This is a genomic window from Helicobacter pylori (assembly GCF_015904775.1).
Taxonomy (GTDB): Bacteria; Campylobacterota; Campylobacteria; order Campylobacterales; family Helicobacteraceae; genus Helicobacter; species Helicobacter pylori_DM.
Map to the genome: position 1 here is coordinate 1 of NZ_JADZNC010000008.1, position 24,622 is coordinate 24,622.

The window sequence follows — 24,622 nt, forward strand, 5'->3', positions numbered from 1 at the left end:
AGGACTGCCAAAGACGAGATCTGAAAATTCGTTGGGGTTTTGGTGGAGAATGATTTTATAGCGTTGTTTTAGGATGACATGCAAAATGAAGTCTCTAAATCCTTTTTTTTCGCTATTCTTTAAGGGCCACCAATTGGCTAGGGCTATATTTAATGGGGGCTTATGGGTTGTTTCATCTAAATGGGTGCTGTCTGTGTAAGCGTCTAATAGGGGTTGAAACATTCTTATCCTTTAAAGGAGTATTTTACCAAAAAATCTTTTAAATCAAAGGCTTGATTAGGGCTAAATCAGGCTCATTGATGCAATGCGTGGCGTGCTGTTTTAAAACCTCTTTAGCGTTGAAAGCGATTTTAATATGGGCATGTTTGAACATGCTCAAGTCATTCGCTCCATCGCCCACGACCAAAGTGTGCGTTTTACTGATATTCAACAAGCGTTGTAAGGAAAGGAGCATTTCGCCTTTAGAGTGTGAAAACATCATATGCCCGGTAACCAAGCCGTTTAAGGTGTTATTTTCCACTATGAGCGTGTTACTGAAAGCCGCATCTAAATTTAATAAATCCCTGTAATGATTGGTCGCTAGATCAAAGCCCCCACTAAAGCAAACCACCTTGTAATTTTTCTCTTTTAAGGTGCTAATGAGTTCAAACGCCCCCTCAAATAAAGGCAGACTTTCACAAACTTCTTTGGCTAGTTTTAAGGGCATGTTTTTGAGTTTAGAAACCCTTAAAATAAGACTTTTATGAAAATCTGTCTCGCCATTCATAGCCTTCAAAGTGATTGTTTCCACTTCATCAAACACCCCCCACGCCCTCGCTAAAGACTCAATCGTCTCAGCATTGACTAGCGTGGAGTCAAAATCAAAAACGGCTAGTTTTTGCACCCAATACCCTAAAATTAAGATTTCCTGCTTTTAGCGATCCCTTTGATATATTGATCAGCCAAATACAAGCCATGGTTTTGATTACCAATCAACTCAATTTTATCCAAAATATCCTTGAAAAGCACTTCTTCCTCATGCTGTTCAGACACATACCATTGCAAGAAGTTGAAAGTCGCATGATCTTTGCCTTTTATGGCGTGATCAACGATATTATTAATAGACTCGCTGATGTGTTGCTCATGTTCATAGGCTTTTTGGAAAATTTGAGTCAAACCTTCAAACTTATGCTCAGGCGCGCTGATGCTAGTCAATTGCACAGGCACATTGTTTTCATTCAAGAAAACGATAAGCTTTTTGGCATGCTCGTATTCTTCAGCCGCATGATCAAACAAGAAAAGCCCCGAGCCATCTAAGCTATGGGTATAGCACCAAGAACTCATGCTCATATACAAGTTGGAAGAGTTCATTTCCTTATTCACTTGTTCGTTTAGCAACTTAATGATGTCTTTTGATAACATAGTATCTCCTTTGTGTTGGTTTAAGTTGTCCCATAATTATAGCATAAATGATAATGAAAAAGTAAACAAGAGTATGAAAATTTTTAAAAACTTGCAAAAAATGAGAAAGAACGCCAGCTAATGGCTTGATACAGCTTAGATTTTATCATAAAAGTGCTTTTAATGAGAATTAGGTAAAAAAAGGGGTTGGCATCAATAGGGGGTTAAAAAGGGATATTTTTATATAATATATAAAAAGCATTCTTCAATCTAAAAATGCTACAATGTTTATCTTTAAAATGAAAGGCGATTTAACCATGGACTTTTTAGAAAAAGTATTAGACAATCAAGTTACTGAAAGTAAAGAATTAGTGAAGCTTTATGATTATGATTTATACACGCTAGGGGAAGTAGCGGATCACATGCGCCAAAACATGCACCAAAAAATCGTGTATTTTAATGTCAATAGGCATTTAAACCCCAGTAATATTTGCGCGGACGCTTGCAAATTTTGCGCCTTTTCAGCCCACAGAAAAAACCCTAACCCTTATGAAATGAGCTTAGAAGAAATCCTAGAAAAGATTAAAAACTCCTACAATAAGGGGATTAAAGAAGTCCATATCGTGAGCGCTCATAACCCTAATTACTCCTATGAGTGGTATTTAAAGGTGTTTGAAACCATCAAACAAGAAATGCCTAACTTGCATTTAAAGGCCATGACCGCTGCAGAAGTGCATTTTTTAAGCACCAAATTCAACAAACCTTTTGAATTGGTGCTAGAAGACATGCTCAAAGCCGGGGTGGATTCCATGCCTGGCGGAGGGGCAGAGATTTTTGATGAAGAAGTTAGGCGTAAAATCTGTAATGGTAAGGTGGGATCTTCTCGGTGGTTAGAAATCCATGCTTATTGGCACAAATTAGGAAAAATGAGTAACGCTACCATGCTTTTTGGGCATATTGAAAATAAAATCCATCGCATCGATCACATGCTGAGAATCAAAAAAATCCAAAGCCCTAAAAATCAAGTAGAAAATAAAGAAGGGGGCTTTAACGCTTTTATCCCCTTGTTGTATCAAAAAGAAAACAATTATTTGAAAGTGGAAAAATCCCCTAGTGCGATAGAAATCTTAAAAACCATCGCCATATCTCGCATTCTTTTAAACAATATCCCCCACATTAAAGCTTATTGGGCGACTTTGGGCTTGAATTTGGCTTTAGTGGCTCAAGAATTTGGCGCTAACGATTTAGACGGCACGATAGAAATAGAGAGCATTCAAAGCGCGGCTGGTGCGAAGAGCCGGCATGGTTTAGAAAAAGAAGATTTGGTATTTAAAATCAAGGACGCTGGTTTTGTTGCGGTAGAAAGGGATAGTTTGTATAATTTTATACAGAAATTTTAATAATTTTTAGCGTTTTTAAGAATGATTAGTTATAATAATGCTACTAACAACACTCAAGCTAAAATCTATTAAGGAAATCAGTATTAAAAAATTTATTCTATCTTCTCTTGTTTTCGCATGTATGAATACCAGCGTTGAAGCTTTAGAAAATGACGGCTCTAAACCAAACGATTTGACTCCACCAAAAGAAGCCTCTCAAGAAGTTCAAAGAAATGAAGCTCAAAAAGAAACCCCCCAATCAAGTCAAACGCCTAAAGAAATGAAAGTCAAGTCCATTTCTTATGTCGGGCTTTCTTACATGTCTGACATGCTCGCTAATGAGATTGTAAAGATTCGTGTGGGCGATATTGTGGATTCTAAAAAAATAGACACCGCTGTTTTGGCTTTGTTCAATCAAGGGTATTTTAAAGACGTTTATGCCACTTTTGAAGGCGGCATATTAGAGTTTCATTTTGATGAAAAAGCCAGGATTGCCGGGGTAGAAATCAAGGGTTATGGGACTGAAAAGGAAAAAGACGGCTTAAAATCCCAAATGGGGATCAAAAAGGGCGACACCTTTGATGAGCAAAAATTAGAGCATGCTAAAACGGCTTTAAAAACGGCTTTAGAGGGGCAGGGCTATTATGGGAGCGTGGTGGAGGTACGCACAGAAAAGGTCAGTGAGGGCGCGTTATTGATCGTATTTGATGTGAATAGGGGGGATAGTATTTATATCAAACAATCCATTTATGAGGGAAGCGATAAATTAAAACGCCGTGTGATTGAATCTTTGAGCGCGAACAAGCAGCGCGATTTCATGGGCTGGATGTGGGGCTTGAATGACGGGAAATTGCGCTTAGATCAATTAGAATACGATTCTTTGCGTATCCAAGATGTGTACATGCGTAGGGGTTACTTAGACGCTCATATTTCTTCGCCTTTTTTGAAAACGGATTTTTCCACCCATGACGCTAAGCTCCATTATAAGGTCAAAGAGGGGATCCAATACAGGATTTCAGATATTTTAATAGAGATTGACAACCCGGTAGTCCCCTTAAAAACCTTAGAAAAAGCGCTTAAAGTTAAAAGGAAAGATGTCTTTAATATTGAGCATTTAAGAGCGGATGCGCAAATTTTAAAAACCGAAATCGCTGATAAGGGCTATGCGTTTGCGGTGGTGAAGCCAGACTTGGATAAAGATGAAAAAAACGGGCTTGTGAAAGTCATTTATCGTATTGAAGTGGGCGATATGGTGCATATCAATGATGTCATCATTTCAGGGAACCAACGCACGAGCGATAGGATCATTAGGAGGGAATTGTTACTAGGGCCTAAAGATAAATACAACTTGACCAAACTGAGAAATTCTGAAAATTCTTTAAGGCGTTTAGGATTCTTCTCTAAAGTCAAAATTGAAGAAAAAAGGGTGAATAGCTCGCTTATGGATTTGTTAGTGAGCGTAGAAGAGGGGCGCACCGGGCAGTTGCAATTTGGGTTAGGCTATGGCTCTTATGGAGGGCTTATGCTTAATGGGAGCGTGAGCGAAAGAAACCTTTTTGGGACCGGGCAAAGCATGAGCTTGTATGCTAACATCGCTACAGGGGGGGGCAGATCTTATCCGGGCATGCCAAGAGGAGCGGGGCGTATGTTTGCTGGGAATTTGAGCTTGACTAATCCAAGGATTTTTGACAGCTGGTATAGCTCTACGATCAATCTTTATGCGGATTACAGGATAAGCTACCAATACATCCAACAAGGCGGGGGCTTTGGGGTGAATGTCGGGCGCATGCTAGGTAACAGAACCCATGTGAGCTTAGGGTATAACTTGAATGTTACCAAACTCCTTGGTTTCAGCAGCCCTTTATACAACCGCTACTATTCCTCTGTTAATGAAGTGGTCGCTCCAAGGCAATGCTCTACCCCCGCATCGGTGATTATCAACCGCTTATCAGGCGGTAAAACCCCCTTACAACCTGAAAGCTGTTCTAGTCCTGGAGCGATCACCACTTCACCAGAAATAAAAGGGATTTGGGATAGGGATTACCATACGCCTATCACCAGCTCTTTCACCCTTGATGTGAGCTATGACAACACCGATGATTATTATTTCCCTAGAAATGGGGTTATCTTTAGCTCCTATGCGACGATGTCTGGCTTGCCAAGCTCTGGCACGCTCAATTCTTGGAACGGGTTAGGCGGGAATGTCCGTAACACTAAAGTTTATGGTAAATTCGCCGCTTACCACCATTTGCAAAAATATTTATTGATAGATTTGATCGCTCGCTTCAAAACGCAAGGAGGCTATATCTTTAGGTATAACACCGATGATTACTTGCCCTTAAACTCCACCTTCTACATGGGGGGCGTAACCACGGTGAGAGGCTTTAGGAACGGATCGGTTACGCCTAAAGACGAATTTGGCTTGTGGCTTGGAGGCGATGGGATCTTCACCGCTTCTACAGAATTGAGCTATGGGGTGTTAAAAGCGGCTAAAATGCGTTTAGCGTGGTTTTTTGACTTTGGTTTCTTAACCTTTAAAACCCCAACTAGGGGGAGCTTCTTCTATAACGCTCCCTTCACAACAGCGAATTTTAAAGATTATGGCGTTATAGGGGCTGGGTTTGAAAGAGCGACTTGGAGGGCTTCTACAGGCTTGCAGATTGAATGGATTTCGCCCATGGGGCCTTTGGTGCTCATATTCCCTATAGCGTTTTTCAACCAATGGGGCGATGGCAATGGCAAGAAATGTAAAGGGCTATGCTTCAACCCTAACATGGACGATTACACGCAACACTTTGAATTTTCTATGGGAACAAGGTTTTAAAATGCGCATTAACAGAGAAGAAATTTTAGATTTAATGAAAAACGCGCCCTTGAAAGAATTAGGGCAAAAGGCTTTAGAAATCAAGCAACGCTTGCACCCTGAAAACTTGACGACTTTTATTGTGGATAGGAATATCAATTACACCAATATTTGTTTTGTGGATTGCAAGTTTTGCGCCTTCAAACGCACCCTAAAAGAAAAAGACGCCTATGTGTTGAGCTATGAAGAAATTGATCAAAAGATTGAAGAATTACTCGCCATTGGCGGCACGCAGATCCTTTTTCAAGGGGGGGTGCACCCGCAGCTTAAAATAGACTATTATGAAAATTTAGTCAGCCATATCGCTCAAAAATTCCCCACCATTACCATTCATGGTTTTAGCGCAGTTGAAATTGATTACATTTCTAAAATCTCTAAATTGTCTTTAAAAGAAGTTTTAGAAAGGTTGAAAAACGCCGGTTTAAGCTCCATTCCAGGAGCGGGAGCAGAAATATTAAGCGATAGGGTGCGCGATGTGATCGCTCCTAAAAAATTGAGTAGCGATCGCTGGATTGAAGTGCATAGAATGGCACACCTTTGCGGGATTAAAAGCACGGCTACCATGATGTTTGGGAGCGTGGATAATGAAGAAGATGTAATAGAGCATTTACAAAGGGTGCGCGATCTGCAAGATGAAACCGGTGGCTTTAGGGCTTTTATTTTATGGAGCTTTCAGCCCAACAACACCCCTTTAAAAGAAGAAATCCCTAGCATTAAAAAGGCGAGTTCCAATCGGTATTTACGCTATTTGGCATGCAGTAGGATTTTTTTGGATAATGTTCAAAACATCCAAAGCTCATGGGTTACTCAAGGCTCTATGATAGGGCAGTTAGCCTTATTGTTTGGAGCGAATGATTTAGGGAGCGTGATGATGGAAGAAAATGTAGTGAAAGCGGCCGGGACGAGTTTTTGCATGAATGAAGCGGAAATGATAGAGCTTATTGAAGACATTGGGAGCGTGGCGGCTAAGCGAAACACCGCTTATGAAATCTTAAAGCGTTATCCGGCTAAAGCAAAGGTATAAAGAGCATGAAAAAAATTTTAATCACTTTATTATTAGGAGTTTTTATGGGGTTACAAGCGAGCGCTTTGACACACCAAGAAATCAATCAAGCTAAAGTCCCTGTGATTTATGAAGAAAACCATTTGTTACCCATGGGGTTTATCCATTTAGCCTTTAGGGGGGGTGGGAGCTTGAGCGATAAAAACCAGTTAGGTTTAGCGAAATTGTTCGCGCAAGTTTTGAACGAAGGCACTAAAGAGCTTGGCGCGGTGGGGTTTGCGCAACTTTTAGAGCAAAAAGCGATCAGTTTGAATGTGGATACCAGCGCAGAAGATTTGCAAATCACTTTAGAATTTTTAAAAGAATACGAAGATGAAGCCATCATGCGCTTAAAAGAGCTTTTAAAATCCCCCAATTTCACGCAAAGCGCTTTAGAAAAAGTCAAAACCAGAATGTTGGCCGCACTTTTGCAAAAAGAAAGCGATTTTGATTATTTGGCTAAATTGACTTTAAAACAAGAACTTTTTGCTAACACCCCTTTAGCTAACGCAGCCTTAGGCACTAAAGAGAGTCTTCAAAAAATCAAGCTAGACGATTTGAAACAGCAATTTGCTAAGGTTTTTGAACTCAATAAACTCGTGGTGGTGCTTGGGGGCGATTTGAAAATCAATCAAACCCTTAAGCGTTTAGATAACGCTCTTAATTTCTTGCCTCAAGGTAAAGCGTATGAAGAGCCTTATTTTGAAACGAGCCATCAAAAGAGCGAAAAAATCCTCTATAAAGACACTGAACAGGCTTTCGTGTATTTTGGCGCGCCCTTTAAAATCAAGGATTTGAAACAGGATTTAGCGAAATCTAAAGTCATGATGTTTGTGCTTGGGGGAGGGTTTGGCTCTCGTTTGATGGAAAAAATCAGGGTTCAAGAGGGCTTGGCTTATAGCGTGTATATCCGCTCCAATTTTTCTAAAGTGGCGCATTTTGCAAGCGGGTATTTGCAAACCAAGCTCAGCACTCAAGCTAAAAGCGTTGCCTTAGTTAAAAAAATAGTCAAAGAATTTATAGAAAAAGGCATGACGCAACAAGAATTAGACGACGCTAAAAAGTTTTTACTAGGCTCTGAGCCTTTAAGGAATGAAACGATCTCAAGCCGCTTGAACACCACTTACAATTATTTTTATTTAGGTTTGCCTTTAAATTTCAACCAAACGCTCTTGGATCAAATCCAAAAAATGAGTTTGAAAGAGATCAATGACTTCATTAAAGCGCACACCGAAATCAACGACTTGACTTTTGCCATTGTGAGCAATAAAAAGAAGGACAAATGATGCCATTTGAAGCTGTAATCGGGCTAGAAGTCCATGTCCAACTCAACACCAAAACCAAAATCTTTTGCTCTTGCTCTACAAGCTTTGGAGAAACCCCCAATTCTAACACCTGCCCTGTGTGTTTGGGTTTACCGGGAGCTTTACCGGTATTGAATAAAGAAGTGGTTAAAAAAGCCATCCAATTAGGCACAGCCATTGAAGCCAATATCAACCAATATTCCCTTTTTGCGAGGAAAAATTATTTTTACCCTGATTTGCCTAAGGCTTATCAAATCTCGCAGTTTGAAGTCCCCATTGTGAGCGATGGGAAATTAGAGATTGACGCTAAAGAGGGCGCGAAAATCGTGCGTATTGAAAGAGCCCACATGGAAGAAGACGCCGGTAAAAATATCCATGAGGGCAGTTATTCTTTAGTGGATTTGAACCGCGCTTGCACCCCCTTATTAGAAATTGTCAGCAAGCCGGACATGCGAAATAGTGAAGAAGCCATAGCGTATTTGAAAAAGCTCCATGCTATCGTGCGTTTTATAGGGATTTCTGATGCAAACATGCAAGAGGGGAATTTCAGGTGCGATGCGAACGTGTCCATCAGGCCCAAAGGCGATGAAAAGCTTTACACGAGGGTGGAAATCAAAAACTTAAATAGCTTTAGATTCATCGCTAAAGCGATTGAATACGAAATAGAGCGCCAAAGCGCGGCGTGGGAGAACGGGCGCTATAATGAAGAGGTGGTTCAAGAAACGCGCCTTTTTGACACCGCCAAAGGGATCACCCTTTCTATGCGCAATAAAGAAGAATCAGCGGATTACCGCTATTTTAAAGATCCAGATTTGTATCCTGTTTTTATTGATGAAAAACTTTTAAAAGAAGCTCAAAAGATCAATGAATTGCCGGGTGCGAAAAAAATCCGCTACATGAAAGATTTTAACCTTAAAGAAGACGATGCGAATTTATTGGTGAGCGATCCTTTATTGGCGGAGTATTTTGAAAGCATGCTCCATCTTGGGGTTAAGGCTAAAACGAGCGTAACATGGCTTTGCGTGGAATTATTAGGGCGCTTGAAAGCCGAAATCACTTTAGAAAATTGCGGAGTTAGCGCTCACATGTTAGGCGCTTTAGCCAAACGCATTGATGAGGGCAAGATTTCAGGTAAGAGCGCTAAAGACGTGTTAGACAAGCTTTTAGAAGAGCATGGGGGCGATGTGGATGCACTCATTGAGCAAATGGGCCTATCTCAAGTCAATGACACAGAAGCGATTGTTAAAGTGGTAGAAGAAGTGTTAAAAAACAACGCTAATAAGGTGCTTGAATACAAAAGCGGTAAGGACAAGCTTTTTGGGTTTTTTGTAGGGCAAGCGATGAAAAATTTAAAAGGCGCTAATCCTAGCGTGGTGAATGCTATTTTGAAAGAGAAATTGGGTTGATGAGGAAAATTTTTTCTTATGTTTTAAAGGCTTTGTTGTTTATTGGGATCGTTTATGCAGAGCCGGAATCTAAAGTAGAAGCCTTAGAAGGGAAGAAACGAGAATCTTCTTTGGATAAAAAAATCCGCCAAGAGTTAAAGAATAAAGAACTGAAAAATAAAGAAGAAAAGAAAAACGCCGAAGAAAAGAAAGAAATAAAAGCCAAAAGAAAGCCCAGAGCAGAAGTCCATCATGGGGATTCCAAAAATCCCACTCAAAAAATAACGCCTTCTAAAATCAAAGAGGGCGCTAAAGGGGTTCAAAATCAAGGCACGCAAAATCAAGGCGTTCAAAATAATGCGCCAAAACTTGAAGAAAAAGAGACAACCTCTCAAACTCTTGAAAAAAATAAGGGGACAAGCCCTAGCTCTCAATTCAATTCCATTTTTGGTAATCCTAATAACGCTACCAACAACACCCTTGAAGATAAGGTCGTAGGGGGCATTTCATTGCTCGTTAATGGTTCGCCTATCACGCTGTATCAAATCCAAGAAGAGCAAGAAAAATCTAAAGTGAGCAAAGCTCAAGCCAGGGATCGTTTGATCGCAGAACGCATTAAAAACCAAGAAATTGAGCGCTTAAAAATCCATGTAGATGATGACAAACTAGACCAAGAAATGGCGATGATGGCGCAACAGCAAGGCATGGATTTGGATCATTTCAAACAAATGCTTATGGCTGAGGGGCATTATAAACTCTATAGAGATCAGCTTAAGGAGCATTTAGAAATGCAAGAATTGTTGCGTAATATCTTACTCACCAATGTGGATACCAGCTCTGAAACCAAAATGCGCGAGTATTACAACAAACACAAGGAGCAATTCAGTATCCCCACAGAAATAGAAACCGTGCGCTACACTTCCACCAATCAAGAAGATTTAGAAAGGGCTATGGCAGACCCTAATTTGGAAATTCCAGGGGTGAGTAAGGCTAATGAAAAAATAGAGATGAAAACCCTAAACCCCCAAATCGCTCAAGTCTTTATTTCGCATGAGCAAGGCTCTTTTACGCCCGTTATGAATGGGGGTGGGGGGCAGTTTATCACCTTTTATATCAAGGAAAAAAAGGGTAAAAATGAAGTGAGTTTCAGCCAGGCCAAGCAATTCATCGCCCAAAAATTAGTGGAAGAATCTAAAGATAAGATTTTAGAAGAGCATTTTGAAAAATTGCGCGTTAAGTCTAGGATTGTGATGATCAGAGAGTGATTTTTAGATTGTGCAACACTTCAATTTCCTCTATAAAGATTCTTTATTTTCTATCGCTTTATTCACTTTCATTATCGCTCTTGTCATTCTATTAGAACAGGCTAGGGCGTATTTCACCCGAAAGAGAAACAAAAAATTTTTACAAAAATTCGCCCAAAATCAAAACGCTTACGCGAGCAGTGAGAATTTAGACGAACTTTTAAAGCATGCCAAAATTTCCAGTTTGATGTTTTTAGCCAGGGCGTATTCTAAAATCGCTGACATAGAAATGAGTATTGAAATCTTAAAAGGGCTTTTGAATCGCCCCCTAAAAGATGAAGAAAAAATCGCTGTTTTAGATTTATTAGCTGAAAATTATTTTAGTGTGGGGTATTTGCAAAAAACAAAAGACACCGTGAAAGAAATTTTGCGCTTTTCCCCAAGGAATGTGGGAGCGTTGTTGAAACTTTTGCATGCGTATGAATTAGAAAAAGATTATTCAAAGGCTTTAGAGACTCTGGAATGTTTGGAAGAATTAGAAGTGCCTGAAATTGAAACGATTAAAAATTACCTCTATTTAATGCATTTAATAGAGAATAAGGAAGAGGCGGCTAAAATCTTGCATGTTTCAAAAGCGTCGTTAGATTTGAAAAAAATCGCTTTAAATCACTTAAAATCGCATGATGAAAAGCTTTTTTGGCAAGAAATTGATGCCACCAAACGGCTAGAAAATGTGATCGATCTTTTATGGGATATGAATATCCCTGCTTTTATTTTAGAAAAACATGCCCTTTTGCAAGACATCGCGCGATCTCAAGGGCTGCTTTTGGATAACAAACCTTGCCAAGTTTTTGAATTAGAAGTTTTACGCGCTCTATTGCATAGCCCTATGAAAGCGCGTCTGACTTTTGAATACCGCTGCAAGCATTGCAAACAAATCTTTCCTTTTGAAAGCCATAGGTGTCCTGTGTGTTACCAGTTAGCGTTTATGGATATGGTGCTTAAAATCTCTAAAGAAACGCATGCTATGGGAGTGGATTAAGATGCAAGAAATTGAAATTTTTTGCGATGGCTCTTCTTTAGGCAATCCCGGGCCAGGTGGGTATGCGGCGATTTTACGCTATAAAGATAAAGAAAAAATCATCAGTGGGGGCGAACATTTCACCACGAATAACCGCATGGAATTAAGAGCGCTCAATGAGGCGTTAAAAGTTTTGAAACGCCCATGCCATATCACGCTTTATAGCGATTCGCAATACGTGTGCCAAGCGATCAATGTGTGGTTAGCTAACTGGCAAAAAAAGAATTTTTCTAAAGTTAAAAATGTGGATCTATGGAAAGAATTTTTAAAAGTCTCTAAAGGGCATTCTATTATGGCGGTGTGGATCAAGGGGCATAACGGGCATGCCGAGAACGAACGATGCGATAGCCTCGCTAAATTAGAGGCGCAAAAACGGGTCAAAACGACCACTTAAAGGGAAACATGATGAAAAACAAACGCTCTCAAAACAGCCCTTATGTAACGCCTAATAACCCTTATACAACGCTAGAAAAAGCTTTAGGGTATTCTTTTAAAGACAAGCGTTTATTGGAGCAAGCCTTAACGCATAAATCATGCAAGCTCGCTTTAAACAATGAGCGCTTGGAATTTTTGGGCGATGCAGTGTTGGGCTTGGTGATAGGGGAGTTGCTATACCATAAATTCTATCAATACGATGAGGGCAAACTCTCTAAATTAAGGGCTTCTATTGTGAGCGCGCATGGTTTTACGAAATTAGCGAAAGCGATTGCTTTACAAGATTATTTGCGCGTCTCTTCTTCTGAAGAAATTTCTAAGGGGAGGGAAAAACCCTCTATTTTATCAAGCGCTTTTGAGGCTTTAATGGCCGGGGTGTATTTAGAAGCGGGGTTAGCTAAGGTGTGCAAAATCATGCAAAATTTACTCAATCGCGCTTACAAGCGTTTGGATTTGGAACATTTGTTTATGGATTATAAAACCGCTTTACAGGAATTGACCCAAGCGCAATTTTGCGTGATCCCCACTTACCAATTACTCCAAGAAAAAGGCCCCGATCACCATAAAGAATTTGAAATGGCTCTATACATTCAAGATAAAATGTATGCGACCGCTAAAGGCAAAAGCAAAAAAGAAGCCGAACAGCAATGCGCTTATCAAGCGCTTCAAAAACTTAAGGAAGCCAAATGAACACTTTGGGGCATTTTTTAAGGCTCACGACCTTTGGGGAATCGCATGGGAACATCATAGGGGGGGTATTAGACGGCATGCCTAGCGGGATTAAAATAGACTATGACTTATTAGAAAATGAAATGAAGCGCCGTCAAGGGGGGAGGAATGTTTTCATTACACCACGAAAAGAAGACGATAAAGTGGAAATAACAAGCGGGGTTTTTGAAGGTTTTAGCACAGGCACACCCATAGGGTTTTTAATCCACAACCAAAGGGCTAGGAGCAAGGATTACGATAATATTAAAAACCTTTTCAGGCCTAGCCATGCGGATTTCACTTATTTTCATAAATACGGCATTAGGGATTTTAGAGGTGGGGGGAGGAGTTCGGCCAGAGAGAGCGCTATAAGAGTGGCTGCTGGGGCGTTTGCTAAAATGCTTTTAAGAGAAATTGGTATTGTTTGTGAAAGCGGGATTATTAAAATTGGGGGCATTAAAGCCAAAAATTATGATTTTAATCACGCTTTAAAAAGCGAGATTTTTGCCCTAGACAAAGAACAAGAAGAAGTGCAAAAAACAGCCATTCAAAACGCTATCAAAAACCACGATAGCATAGGGGGCGTGGCTTTGATCAGGGCAAGGAGCGCAAAAACTAATCAAAAACTCCCCATTGGCTTAGGTCAAGGGCTATACGCTAAATTGGACGCTAAAATCGCTGAAGCGATGATGGGGCTTAACGGGGTGAAAGCGGTTGAAATAGGCAAGGGGGTAGAAAGCTCTTTACTAAAAGGCTCAGAGTATAACGATTTAATGAATCAAAAAGGGTTTTTGAGCAATCATAGCGGAGGGGTTTTAGGGGGCATGAGCAATGGGGAAGAAATCATTGTTAAGGTGCATTTCAAACCCACGCCAAGCATTTTCCAACCTCAACAAACCATAGATATTAATAATAACGAATGCGAATGCTTGTTAAAGGGCAGGCATGATCCTTGCATTGCGATTAGAGGGAGCGTGGTGTGCGAGAGTTTGCTTTCATTGGTGTTAGCCGATATGGTATTACTCAATTTGACTTCAAAAATAGAGTATTTAAAAACGATTTATAATGAGAATTAAACGAAATTGGATACAATCAGCTTAAAAAGGATATAAAGTGGAAAAATTACCTAAAAAACGAGTTTCTAAAACCAAATCACAAAAACTTATCCATAGCCTAACCACCCAAAAAAACAGAGCCTTTCTCAAAAAAATCAGCGCTAATGAAATGCTTTTAGAGTTAGAAAAAGGGGCGTTTAAAAAAAATGAAGCCTATTTTATTTCTGATGAAGAAGATAAAAATTACGTTTTAGTGCCAGATAATGTGATCTCTCTTTTGGCAGAAAACGCCAGAAAGGCTTTTGAAGCCAGGCTTAGGGCGGAATTAGAAAGGGATATTATCACCCAAGCGCCGATTGATTTTGAAGACGTGCGCGAAGTTTCTTTGCAATTGTTAGAAAATTTACGCCAAAAAGACGGGAATTTGCCCAATATCAACACCTTAAACTTTGTCAAACAAATCAAAAAAGAACACCCTAATTTATTCTTTAATTTTGACAACATGTTCAAACAACCCCCTTTCAATGAGAATAATTTTGAAAATTTTGACAATAGCGATGAGGAAAATTTTTAATGCAAACCATTGATTTTGAAAAATTTTCACAATACTCCAAGCCCGGCCCACGATACACCAGCTACCCCACAGCGGTGGAGTTTAAAGAAAATTTTAATGAAGAGAGCTTGAAAACAGCATTTTTTAACCATGACAACCTCAAAAACCCCATGCCTTTATCGCTTTATACGCATTTGCCCTTTTGCAGGAGTGCGTGTTATTTTTGCGCTTGTTCAGTCATTTACACCAGCTTAGAAGAGAAAAAAGTCCGCTATATCAGCTACCTTAAAAAAGAACTCGCTCTTTTAAAAAACGCCATGGATACCAACAGAGAAGTGGCGCAATTCCACTATGGAGGTGGCACGCCGACCTTTTTTTCGCCCATTCAATTAGATGAGATCACGCAAAGCATTCAAGAAGTTTTCCCCAATTTCAGTCAAGATATTGAAATGAGTTGTGAGATTGATCCTAGGCATTTCACTAAAGATCACATGCAAACCTTGTTTGATAGGGGGTTTAACCGCTTGAGTTTTGGGGTGCAGGATTTTGATTTTGAAGTCCAAAAAGCCATTCACCGGATCCAGCCTTTTGAAATGGTTCAAGAATCCGTGAAGCTCGCTAGAGATTACGGCATCAAATCCATTAATTTTGATTTGATTTATGGCTTACCCAACCAGACTAAAGAGAGTTTTTTAAAAACTTTGGAATGGGTTTTGAAATTAGATCCAGACCGATTAGCGGTGTTTAATTACGCGCATGTGCCTTGGGTGAAAAAAACGATGCGTAAAATTGATGAAACCTTATTGCCAAGCCCTAGAGACAAGCTAGAGATTTTAGAAGCTCTCATTAGTTTTTTAGAAAAAGCCAACTACCAAATGATAGGCATGGATCATTTCGCTAAAAGCGATAATGAATTGTATCTGGCCCTTCAAAAAGCGGAGTTACGCCGTAATTTTCAAGGCTATACCACGAAAAAATTCACCCAAACCATTGGCATTGGCGTTACAAGCATTGGCGAAGGGGGCGATTATTACACGCAAAATTATAAAGATTTGCACCAGTATGAAAAAGCCCTTGATTTGGGGCATTTACCGGTAGAAAGAGGCGTATCGCTCACCAAAGAAGATGTGTTGAGAAAGGAAGTCATCATGCAGATGATGAGTAATTTAAAATTGGATTACTCTAAGATTGAAGAAAAATTTTCTATTGATTTTAAAGCGCATTTTAAAAAAGAATTAGAAAAATTAAAGCCTTATGAAGAAGCGGGCTTGCTTTCATTCAATTCTAAAGGCTTTGAGATGACAAAAACAGGGGGCATGCTCGTAAGGAACATGGCCATGGAGTTTGACGCGTATTTGCGTGGGGGCGAAAAACATTTCAGTAAAACGCTATGAATGAAAATGTTAATGAAAATATTTTTGAAGAAGTAGGGGACGCTTGCGTTAAGTGTGCTAAATGCGTGCCAGGCTGCACCATATATCGCATTCATAAAGACGAGGCGACTTCGCCTAGAGGCTTTTTAGATTTGATGCACCTAAACGCTCAAAACAAGCTCCAATTAGACACGAATTTAAAACACCTTTTAGAAACTTGTTTTTTATGCACCGCTTGCGTGGAAATTTGCCCTTTTCATTTGCCCATAGACACCTTAATAGAAAAAGCCAGAGAAAAAATCGCTCAAAAGCATGGCATCGCTTGGTATAAAAAATCCTATTTTTCCCTTTTAAAAAACCGCAAAAAAATGGATAGAGTGTTTTCAACTGCGCATTTTTTAGCCCCTTGTATCTTCAAGCAAGTAGGGGATAGTTTAGAGCCTAGGGCGGTGTTTAAAGGCTTGTTCAAACGCTTTAAAAAAAGCGCTCTGCCTCCCTTAAATCAAAAAAGTTTCTTACAAAAGCACACAGAGGTTAAGCCTTTAGAAAACCCCATTCAAAAAGTGGCGATCTTTATAGGGTGCTTGAGCAATTACCATTACCAGCAAGTGGGGGAAAGCTTGTTGTATATTTTAGAAAAGCTCAACATTCAAGCGATCATCCCTAAGCAAGAATGCTGTGCAGCGCCTGCGTATTTTACCGGCGATAAAGACACCACGCTTTTTTTAGTGAAAAAAAACATAGAATGTTTTGAAAGCTATTTAGATAAAGTGGATGCGATCATCGTGCCTGAAGCCACATGCACTAGCATGCTTATCAATGATTATTACAAGGTGTTTTTAGGCGAAACAGATAGGGATTTGTATGTGAAGCGCTTGGAAAAAATCACGCCTAAAATCTATCTGGCGAGCGTGTTTTTAGAGAAACACACCCCTTTAAAAAGTCTTTTAGAAAAAATCCCTAAAGGGAAAAAAGAGGTTATCACCTATCATAACCCTTGCCATGCCAAAAAAACCCTAAACGCTCACAAAGAAGTGCGAAACTTGCTCAATTCGCATTATGAAATTAAAGAAATGCCGGACAATTGCTGCGGTTTTGGGGGGATTACGATGCAAACCGAAAAGGCGGAGTTTTCTTTAAAAGTGGGGCTTCTTAGGGCTAAAGAAATCATAGACACCAAAGCTAGAATTTTGAGCGCAGAATGTGGGGCATGCCACATGCAATTAAATAACGCTTTAAAGTCTTTAGATGACCCTAACACCCCGCCATTTTTGCACCCTTTAGAACTCATCGCTAAAGCTTTAAAAAGCGCTGAATAGAGGTTAAAAAGTGCTTAAAGGCATTTTTTAACAATTAAAATATCAAAGAGCTTGCGAAAAGCAAGCGATAGCTTATTGAAAAAAGCGGTCTTCTTGGGTTAGGGGGTTGTTAAAGGGGGTTAAGGGGGGGTATTATCGCAAAATACCCCCATATCCCCTTAAGAGTTTTACAATAAAATGAAATCTAAAACGATAAAGCAAGTTAATTAAAATCCTATTTTTTTATATAATACAGAGCTTTAACACTACTATAAGGAATGAAAAATGCAAGAAATCAGTGCCTACGAACTCATTAAAGAAAAACTGCATGCCATACCCAACCTTCGCCATAAAGGGAGCTTGTTTGAAAAAATTTCTAAGCAATTTTTACAAGAGCATGACAGCGCTAACGAATACGAGTCTATTGATCTTTGGTATGATTGGGAATTAAGAGGGAAGGAGTGCGATAAGGGGATTGATATAGTCATTACGACCTCAAACAAAGAATATATCGCCGTGCAATGCAAATTCCATCAAAATAGCGTCTCGCTTAACGACATTGCGACTTTTTTAACCCAATTGCAAAGCGGAGTGGGGGAGGTCAGGTTTAAAAAAGGGATCATCATCTCCACTTCTAATTTAACCTCTGAAGCCCTTAAAGCAATTGAGCAAATCAGAAGCACAGGAATGGGGATTGACATTGATGAAATCACTGAAGAGGATTTCATTTATTCTCGCATTGATTGGGAAAAGTTTGATCCCACAAAAACCGAAGACGAAATCCCCTTATGCGATAAGAAAAGACCGCACCCTTACCAAACAGAAGCGATTGAAAAGACTAAAGAGTATTTTTCTAACCCTAAAAACACCAGAGGCAAGCTCATTATGGCATGCGGGACAGGCAAAACCTACACTTCTTTAAAAATCATGGAAGCTTTAGACCCTAAGATCATGCTTTTTTTAGCGCCAAGCATCGCTTTGCTTTCTCAAACTTTTAGGGAATACGCACAAGAAAAAAGCGAACCTTTTTACGCTTCTATCGTGTGCAGCGATGATAAAGTGGGGAAAAGTAAAGACAAAGACAATGACGATATTAAATTTTCTGAGCTCCCTATAAAGGCCTCTACCCGCCTTGAAGACATTTTAAGCACTTATGAAAAAGCGCAAAAAGAAAACAAGCGCTTCATTATCTTTTCAACTTATCAAAGCGCGTTGCGTATTAAAGAAGCGCAAGAAGCGGGTTTAGGCGAAATCGATCTTATTATTTGCGATGAAGCCCACAGAACGGTAGGGGCTATGTATTCCACCAATGAAAGGGACGATAAAAACGCTTTCACGCTGTGCCATAGCGATGAAAATATCAAAGCTACAAAACGCCTGTATATGACCGCCACGCCTAAAGTGTATAGCGAAAGTTCTAAAGCTAAAGCCAAAGAGAGCGATAACGTTATCTATTCAATGGATGATGCGGATACTTTTGGCGAAGAAATCTATACGCTCAATTTTTCAAAAGCGATCGCTTTGGATCTCTTAACCGATTACAAAGTCATCATTTTAGCGGTGCGAAAAGAAAATTTAAGCGGCGTTACTAACAGCGTGAATAAGAAAATCAGCCAGCTCAAAGCCAAAGGCACTAAATTGGATAAAAAGCTCATCAATAACGAATTTGTTTGTAAGATCGTTGGCACTCATAAAGGGTTAGCCAAGTGGGATCTAATCGTTTTAGACGAGAAAAACAAAGAAGACAACGACTTGAAAAACAAAGCAGACACCTTTGTTTCTCAAAGAGCCATAAGCTTTTGTAAAAGCATACAAACGAGTAAAAATATCAAAGACTCCTTTGAAACGATCATGGAATGCTATGATGAAGAGCTGAAGAAAAAGAGTTTTAAAAACCTAAAAATCAGCATCGATCATGTTGATGGCACCATGAATTGTAAGGAGAGGCTTGAAAAATTAGAAAACTTGAACCAATTCGAGCCTAACACTTGTAAGGTTTTAAGTAACGCCAGGTGTTTGAGCGAGGGGGTGGATGTCCCAACACTTGATAGCGTTATCTTTTTTGATGGCAAGAGCGCTATGGTGGATATTATCCAAGCGGTGGGTAGGGTGATGCGAAAAGCCAAACACAAGAAAAGAGGCTATATCATTTTGCCTATCGCTTTAGAAGAGAGTGAAATCCAAAACCTGGATGAAGCCGTCAATAACACCAATTTCAAAAACATTTGGAAAGTGATAAAAGCCTTAAGAAGCCATGACCCAAGCCTGGTTGATGAAGCCACTTTTAGAGAAAAAATCAAAGTCTTTGGAAGCGATGACAATGACAATGATGGAACAAATCAAAGCGATGAAGAGTCAAAAAAAGATAAAACAAAGCAAGATCCCAAACAAGCCCAAAAAACCCTTTTTGACGCTATCTTGCTGCAAGATCTAGCGGACGCCGTGTATAACGTCATGCCCACTAAATTAGGGGACAGGAATTATTGGGAAAATTTCACTAAAAAAACGGGCAACATCGCAAAAACCTTGAACAACCGCCTAAAAATGATTTTTGACAAAAACCCTGAAATTTTTGACAACTTTTTAACTTCGTTAAGAGGCAATATCCATCAAAACATCAGAGAAGATGAAGCCTTGGACATGATCACTTCTCACATCATCACTAAGCCCATTTTTGATGCGATTTTTGGGGACAATATCAAAAACCCTATCGCAAAAGCCTTGGATAAAATGGTAGAAAAACTCGCCACTCTGGGCTTAGAAGGGGAAACTAAAGATCTTAAAAACCTCTATGAAAGCGTGAAAACAGAAGCAGCGCGCACCAAAAGCCAAAAAAGCCAACAAGAACTCATTAAAAACCTCTACAACACTTTCTTTAAAGAAGCCTTTAGAAAGCAAAGCGAAAAACTAGGGATCGTTTATACGCCCATAGAGGTGGTGGATTTCATTTTAAGGGCCACTAACGGCATTTTGAAAAAGCATTTCAACACGGATTTTAACGATCAAAGCATCACGATTTTTGACCCCTTCACCGGAACCGGGAGTTTTATCGCTCGTTTGCTTTCTAAAGAAAACGCGCTCATTAGCGATGAAGCCTTAAAAGAGAAATTTTTAAAAGGTTTGTTCGCTTTTGACATCGTGCTTTTATCTTATTACATCGCTTTAATCAATATCACCCAAGCCGCGCAAAATAGGGACAGCTCGTTAAAAAATTTCAAAAACATCGCGCTCACGGACAGCTTGGATTATTTAGAAGAGAAAAGCACTAAGGGGGTGTTCCCTTTATTTGAAGATTTGAAAGAAAACCAAGAAATCAAAGACACTATGGAAAAGCAAAACATTAGAGTCATCATCGGCAATCCGCCTTATTCAGCCGGCGCAAAGAGCGAAAATGACAACAACCAAAACCTTTCACACCTAAGCTTCAAAAATGGGTTTATGAAACTTACGGCAAAAATTCCACCGCCAAAGTGGGGAAAACCACACGAGACACGCTCATTCAGTCAATACGCATGGCGAGCGATCTTCTTAAAGATAGGGGGGTGGTAGGCTTTGTGGTGAACGGGAGCTTCATTGACTCTAAAAGCGCGGACGGGTTCAGAAAATGCGTGGCACAAGAATTTTCGCATCTTTATGCGCTGAATTTGAGGGGCAATCAGCGCACTTCGGGAGAAGTGTCAAAAAAAGAGGGAGGGAAAATCTTTGATAGCGGATCGAGGGCGACGGTAGCGATCGTCTTTTTTGTGAAAGACAAGAACGCCCCTGATAATACGATTTTTTACTATGAAGTGGAGGATTACTTGAAAAGAGAAGCCAAACTCAACTTGCTCGCGGGTTTTGAAAATTTAGATTCGGTGCCTTTTAAGGAGATCACCCCGAATAATAAAGGCGACTGGATCAACCAAAGAGAAGACGGCTTTGACAAACTCATCCCTTTAAAAAGAGACAAAAAACTCCAAAACGACAGCATTTTTGACATCAATTCTAATGGCGTGGCGAGCGGGCGTGATCCTTGGGTGTATAATTTTTCGCCAAACGCTTTAAAGCGATCGGTGCAAAACTGCATTGACACTTATAACGCTGATTTGAAGCGCTTCAATGAGGTTTTTAGGGAAGCTTTCAAACAACGCACGGCTAAAGATAAAGGTATCAAACCAGCCGATCGCTACAAGCACCTAAACGATCAAGAAATCACCACCGATAAAACGAAAATCGCATGGGTTCAAAATCTTAAAACGCAACTGATAAAAGGGAAAAAACTCGATGATTTTTCGCAAGAAAAAATCTCTGTTAGTTTGTATCGCCCTTTTAATAAACAATATTTTTACTATGAGCGAGAGCTTGCTTGGAGTTTTTGTTCAATGAAAAAAATTTTCCCGGATAAAAGCGCGCGTAATGTGGTGATCAATACCGGTGTGGGAAATGGTAAGGCATTTTCAGCGTTAATTTCATCAGAAATCCCTTGCCTTGATTTATTATTTCATAATCAAGCTTATCCCTTGTATTATTACGATGATCTGGGGAACCGCTATAACGCTATCAGCGGCTATGCGCTCAACCTGTTCAGGAGGCATTATGGGGATAACTCTATTACTGAAGAAGAGATTTTTTACTACATTTATGCGATTTTCCACCATAAAGGCTATTTGGAAAAATACAAAAATTCCCTCGCCAAAGAAGTGCCGCGAATCGCTTTGAGCGAGGATTTTAAGGAACTCTCTGTTCTGGGGAAACAATTAGCTGAGTTGCATTTGAACTATGAGAGCGGGGAAATGCACACAAGCGTTAAACATAACCTACTAGAGAACGCCGAAGTGGAGGGCTATTATGATGTGGTTCAAATGAAAAAGGATAAAAAAGGGGATCGCATCATTTATAACCACCATATCACCATCACTCAAATCCCTAAAAGAGCCTTTGACTATGTGGTGAATGGCAAAAGCGCGATTGACTGGGTGATCGAACGCTATCAAAAGACTATGGATAAAGACAGCTTGATTGAAAACAACCCGAATCATTACGCCGGCGGTCAATATATTTTTGAACTCCTTTGTAGGGTCATCAAACTCTCTGAAAAAAGCGTGGATTTGATAGAAAAAATTAGCGAGAAGAGGTTTGAGTGATTACATCGCTTGGGGGTGTGGAATATTTTGAAAGGCAATGTCTTGCTTTCTTAAAAAATCCACAAACTAATCCACAAAATGAGCAATACATTCCAGGAGTGTTTTCGTATCAAGAAAACAAAATTTCTTTTTCTTTTTTGGTTTTAGGAGGAATTGAAGAGATCCACTCTTTGCAATACCAAACGCTCTATATTGTGGATAACAAAAAAAGATACACTCTTTACAAGCTTTATGATCGCATTATTTTAGGTCATACTTTAGGGTATTCTGCACCAATCACGCTCTATTATGAATGGCTGTTTGATGATTGGATCGATCCAGAAAAAATTATGGGCGATCGTTTTGTTTGTAGGACAAATTATTTAGAAAGTTTTTTTACGACCAAGAAGCATTTGCTACCTGATGCATTATTTAAAGTAGATGAAAGCGGGTGTGAAAGTTATCATGAGGATAACGATAAGGATTTTATCTTACAATCATTTTATATTCAAAATGATTTTTTATCCCAAAGATATGAAAAAGACAAGATAAAAGCAAAATCTAATTTGATTCCTAAAAGACAGAATCGTTTATTAACTTATCAATTTGATTTGTCTTTGGAATGCAATATAATTTTTGAAACCCTTGAAAAATTAGCGCTTATTGCTGAAGCGATTAAAAACTTTTTTATTTTGATTTATGCTCATTCTAATTTTGACATCCAAATTGACTATATCCAATTCAAGCTTTCTAATAAAGACATTACAGCAATAAAAAACACTTACAAAAAAGATAAAAAGTCTATGGAGATAGATCCTTATGGGATTGCTATACAATTCAAACAGATAGACCATTTCTCTGTAATGCTTGAAAAATGGATTGATTTTTATATTAAAGACAATAGAGATTTCCAACTTGCAAGTATTTTAGACATTATCAACAAAAAAGATCCAATTATTCACTTGTATTTGGACATGTTTGTATTGATTAGCATGATTGAAAGTTTTTTAAAGAAACCACAACAAACAAAACTCCATGAAAAACTCTCTGAATTTTTTAAAATTTCATTATCTAGGACAAAATGCGATCAAACGAAAAATTATTTTAATGATAAATGTCAAGAAGATCTAATCCAACAGATTGTTGACTGCCGTAACTCTCTAGCGCACGGAAGAAGTTTAAAGCTTGATACAAACAAAGCTACAGACATTAGCCATGTTTTTATAGATTTCAAGCAAATTGTCATTGAATTTTTCTTTGGTAAGATAGGATTGAGCGATTTTATTACAAACAATTTTGGTTTTCTTAACAAAGTTAAATTAAGAAACCCCCCAAAAACAGAAAAAATCACCGAGCCAAACCGCTAAAACCCCCTAGAAAATTTAAAATTTTAAGTTTTAGGGGTGTTTTTCTTAAGAATTTAGGTTTTTTATAGATTATTATGTTATTATTATACGAAATGTAGACTTTTAGAAGGAAAAATGTTGTATGAAAAAGTTTGTAGTGTTTAAAACGCTCTGTTTATCGGTAGTGTTAGGTCATAGTCTTGTGGCAGCAGAAGGTAGCACAGAAGTGCAAAAGCAATTGGAAAAGCCAAAAGACTATAAAGCAGTGAAAGGCGAGAAAAACGCTTGGTATTTGGGGATCAGCTATCAAGTCGGTCAGGCTTCGCAAAGCGTTAAAAACCCCCCAAAGAGCAGTGAATTTAACTATCCTAAGTTCCCTGTGGGTAAAACCGACTATCTGGCCGTTATGCAAGGCTTAGGGCTTACTGTGGGTTATAAGCAGTTTTTCGGGGAGAAGAGATGGTTTGGTGCGCGCTATTACGGCTTCATGGATTATGGGCATGCCGTGTTTGGAGCGAACGCTTTGACATCAGATAATGGTGGGGCGTGTAAACTCAATGAGCCATGTGCGACCAAAGTAGGGACTATGGGCAATCTGTCTGACATGTTCACTTATGGTGTGGGTATTGACACTTTATACAATGTCATCAATAAAGAGGATGCGAGTTTTGGTTTCTTTTTTGGGGCTCAAATCGCGGGCAACTCTTGGGGTAATACGACAGGGGCCTTTTTGGAAACTAAAAGCCCTTATAAGCACACCTCCTATAGCCTTGATCCGGCGATTTTCCAGTTCCTTTTTAATTTAGGGATTCGCACCCATATTGGCCAGCATCAAGAGTTTGACTTTGGCGTGAAGATTCCTACTATCAATGTTTATTATTTTAACCATGGGAATTTGAGCTTCACTTACCGCCGTCAATACAGCCTTTATGTAGGGTATCGTTACAATTTCTGATTTAAAACGCTTGTTTTTCTCTAATTGGATTTTCAATTAGAGTTTTCTTGCATAAACCACCGCTTTCTTTTGAAACATTTTTAAAAGTTTTTTGAAAATTAGAATTAAAATCTTTTTGA

16 protein-coding genes and 3 pseudogenes are annotated in these 24,622 nt (G+C 39.2%); 16 read left to right on the forward strand and 3 right to left on the reverse strand.

Annotated elements, in window-relative coordinates:
- The 3 genes and pseudogenes from I6852_RS05135 to I6852_RS05145 form a co-directional block, all read right to left on the reverse strand.
- Positions 1 to 222, reverse strand: a pseudogene (locus I6852_RS05135) (glycosyltransferase family 10 domain-containing protein); the annotation flags it as partial.
- A gap of 37 nt (positions 223 to 259) precedes the next feature.
- Positions 260 to 883, reverse strand: coding sequence for a phosphoserine phosphatase SerB (gene serB, locus I6852_RS05140; RefSeq protein WP_197291912.1), 624 nt, complete (start codon positions 881 to 883; stop codon positions 260 to 262).
- 14 nt (positions 884 to 897) lie between these two features.
- Complete coding sequence (locus I6852_RS05145; protein ID WP_197291913.1) at positions 898 to 1,401, reverse strand: ferritin; 504 nt, start codon at positions 1,399 to 1,401, stop codon at positions 898 to 900.
- Between the two features lie 296 nt (positions 1,402 to 1,697).
- On the opposite strand from I6852_RS05145, the gene mqnE reads away from it, so the two are divergent.
- The 16 genes and pseudogenes from mqnE to I6852_RS05225 all read left to right on the forward strand — a co-directional run bounded on the left by mqnE (position 1,698) and on the right by I6852_RS05225 (position 24,503).
- Positions 1,698 to 2,780: an aminofutalosine synthase MqnE gene (mqnE, locus tag I6852_RS05150; RefSeq protein WP_197291914.1), complete on the forward strand. Its 1,083-nt coding sequence runs from the start codon at positions 1,698 to 1,700 to the stop codon at positions 2,778 to 2,780.
- A gap of 37 nt (positions 2,781 to 2,817) precedes the next feature.
- Positions 2,818 to 5,583: an outer membrane protein assembly factor BamA gene (gene bamA, locus I6852_RS05155; RefSeq protein ID WP_197291915.1), complete on the forward strand. Its 2,766-nt coding sequence runs from the start codon at positions 2,818 to 2,820 to the stop codon at positions 5,581 to 5,583.
- Position 5,584: 1 nt separating this feature from the next.
- The gene (locus tag I6852_RS05160; RefSeq protein ID WP_197291916.1) at positions 5,585 to 6,646 is read left to right on the forward strand and encodes a dehypoxanthine futalosine cyclase; all 1,062 of its coding nucleotides are present in this window, start codon (positions 5,585 to 5,587) and stop codon (positions 6,644 to 6,646) included.
- Between the two features lie 5 nt (positions 6,647 to 6,651).
- Positions 6,652 to 7,950, forward strand: a complete 1,299-nt coding sequence (locus I6852_RS05165) for a M16 family metallopeptidase (RefSeq protein WP_197291917.1) — start codon at positions 6,652 to 6,654, stop codon at positions 7,948 to 7,950.
- On the forward strand, positions 7,950 to 9,374 hold the full coding sequence (gatB, locus tag I6852_RS05170) for an Asp-tRNA(Asn)/Glu-tRNA(Gln) amidotransferase subunit GatB (protein ID WP_197291918.1): 1,425 nt from the start codon (positions 7,950 to 7,952) through the stop codon (positions 9,372 to 9,374). The genes I6852_RS05165 and gatB overlap by 1 nt, the downstream gene beginning before the upstream one ends.
- Positions 9,374 to 10,618 (forward strand): SurA N-terminal domain-containing protein, encoded by a 1,245-nt coding sequence (locus I6852_RS05175; RefSeq protein WP_197291919.1) that lies wholly within the window; start codon positions 9,374 to 9,376, stop codon positions 10,616 to 10,618. The genes gatB and I6852_RS05175 overlap by 1 nt, the downstream gene beginning before the upstream one ends.
- A gap of 10 nt (positions 10,619 to 10,628) precedes the next feature.
- Positions 10,629 to 11,639, forward strand: coding sequence for a tetratricopeptide repeat protein (locus tag I6852_RS05180; protein WP_041051314.1), 1,011 nt, complete (start codon positions 10,629 to 10,631; stop codon positions 11,637 to 11,639).
- A gap of 1 nt (position 11,640) precedes the next feature.
- Positions 11,641 to 12,127: pseudogene (rnhA, locus tag I6852_RS05185) on the forward strand (ribonuclease HI).
- Complete coding sequence (gene rnc, locus I6852_RS05190; RefSeq protein ID WP_187836084.1) at positions 12,084 to 12,803, forward strand: ribonuclease III; 720 nt, start codon at positions 12,084 to 12,086, stop codon at positions 12,801 to 12,803. Before rnhA ends, rnc begins: the two are co-directional and overlap by 44 nt.
- Positions 12,800 to 13,897, forward strand: coding sequence for a chorismate synthase (aroC, locus tag I6852_RS05195; protein ID WP_197291920.1), 1,098 nt, complete (start codon positions 12,800 to 12,802; stop codon positions 13,895 to 13,897). The genes rnc and aroC overlap by 4 nt, the downstream gene beginning before the upstream one ends.
- 37 nt (positions 13,898 to 13,934) lie before the next feature.
- Complete coding sequence (locus I6852_RS05200) at positions 13,935 to 14,450, forward strand: DUF2603 domain-containing protein (protein WP_000413462.1); 516 nt, start codon at positions 13,935 to 13,937, stop codon at positions 14,448 to 14,450.
- The gene (gene hemN / locus I6852_RS05205; RefSeq protein WP_197291921.1) at positions 14,450 to 15,823 is read left to right on the forward strand and encodes an oxygen-independent coproporphyrinogen III oxidase; all 1,374 of its coding nucleotides are present in this window, start codon (positions 14,450 to 14,452) and stop codon (positions 15,821 to 15,823) included. Before I6852_RS05200 ends, hemN begins: the two co-directional genes overlap by 1 nt.
- A complete protein-coding gene (locus I6852_RS05210; protein WP_197291922.1) occupies positions 15,820 to 17,121 on the forward strand; it encodes a (Fe-S)-binding protein in 1,302 nt (433 codons plus the stop codon). Before hemN ends, I6852_RS05210 begins: the two co-directional genes overlap by 4 nt.
- 264 nt (positions 17,122 to 17,385) lie before the next feature.
- Positions 17,386 to 22,223 (forward strand): annotated as a pseudogene (locus I6852_RS05215) (type ISP restriction/modification enzyme).
- On the forward strand, positions 22,220 to 23,569 hold the full coding sequence (locus I6852_RS05220) for a hypothetical protein (protein ID WP_197291923.1): 1,350 nt from the start codon (positions 22,220 to 22,222) through the stop codon (positions 23,567 to 23,569). The pseudogene I6852_RS05215 and the gene I6852_RS05220 overlap by 4 nt, the downstream one beginning before the upstream one ends.
- A gap of 121 nt (positions 23,570 to 23,690) precedes the next feature.
- Positions 23,691 to 24,503: an outer membrane protein gene (locus I6852_RS05225; RefSeq protein WP_197291924.1), complete on the forward strand. Its 813-nt coding sequence runs from the start codon at positions 23,691 to 23,693 to the stop codon at positions 24,501 to 24,503.
- The last annotated feature ends 119 nt before the right edge of the window (positions 24,504 to 24,622 follow it).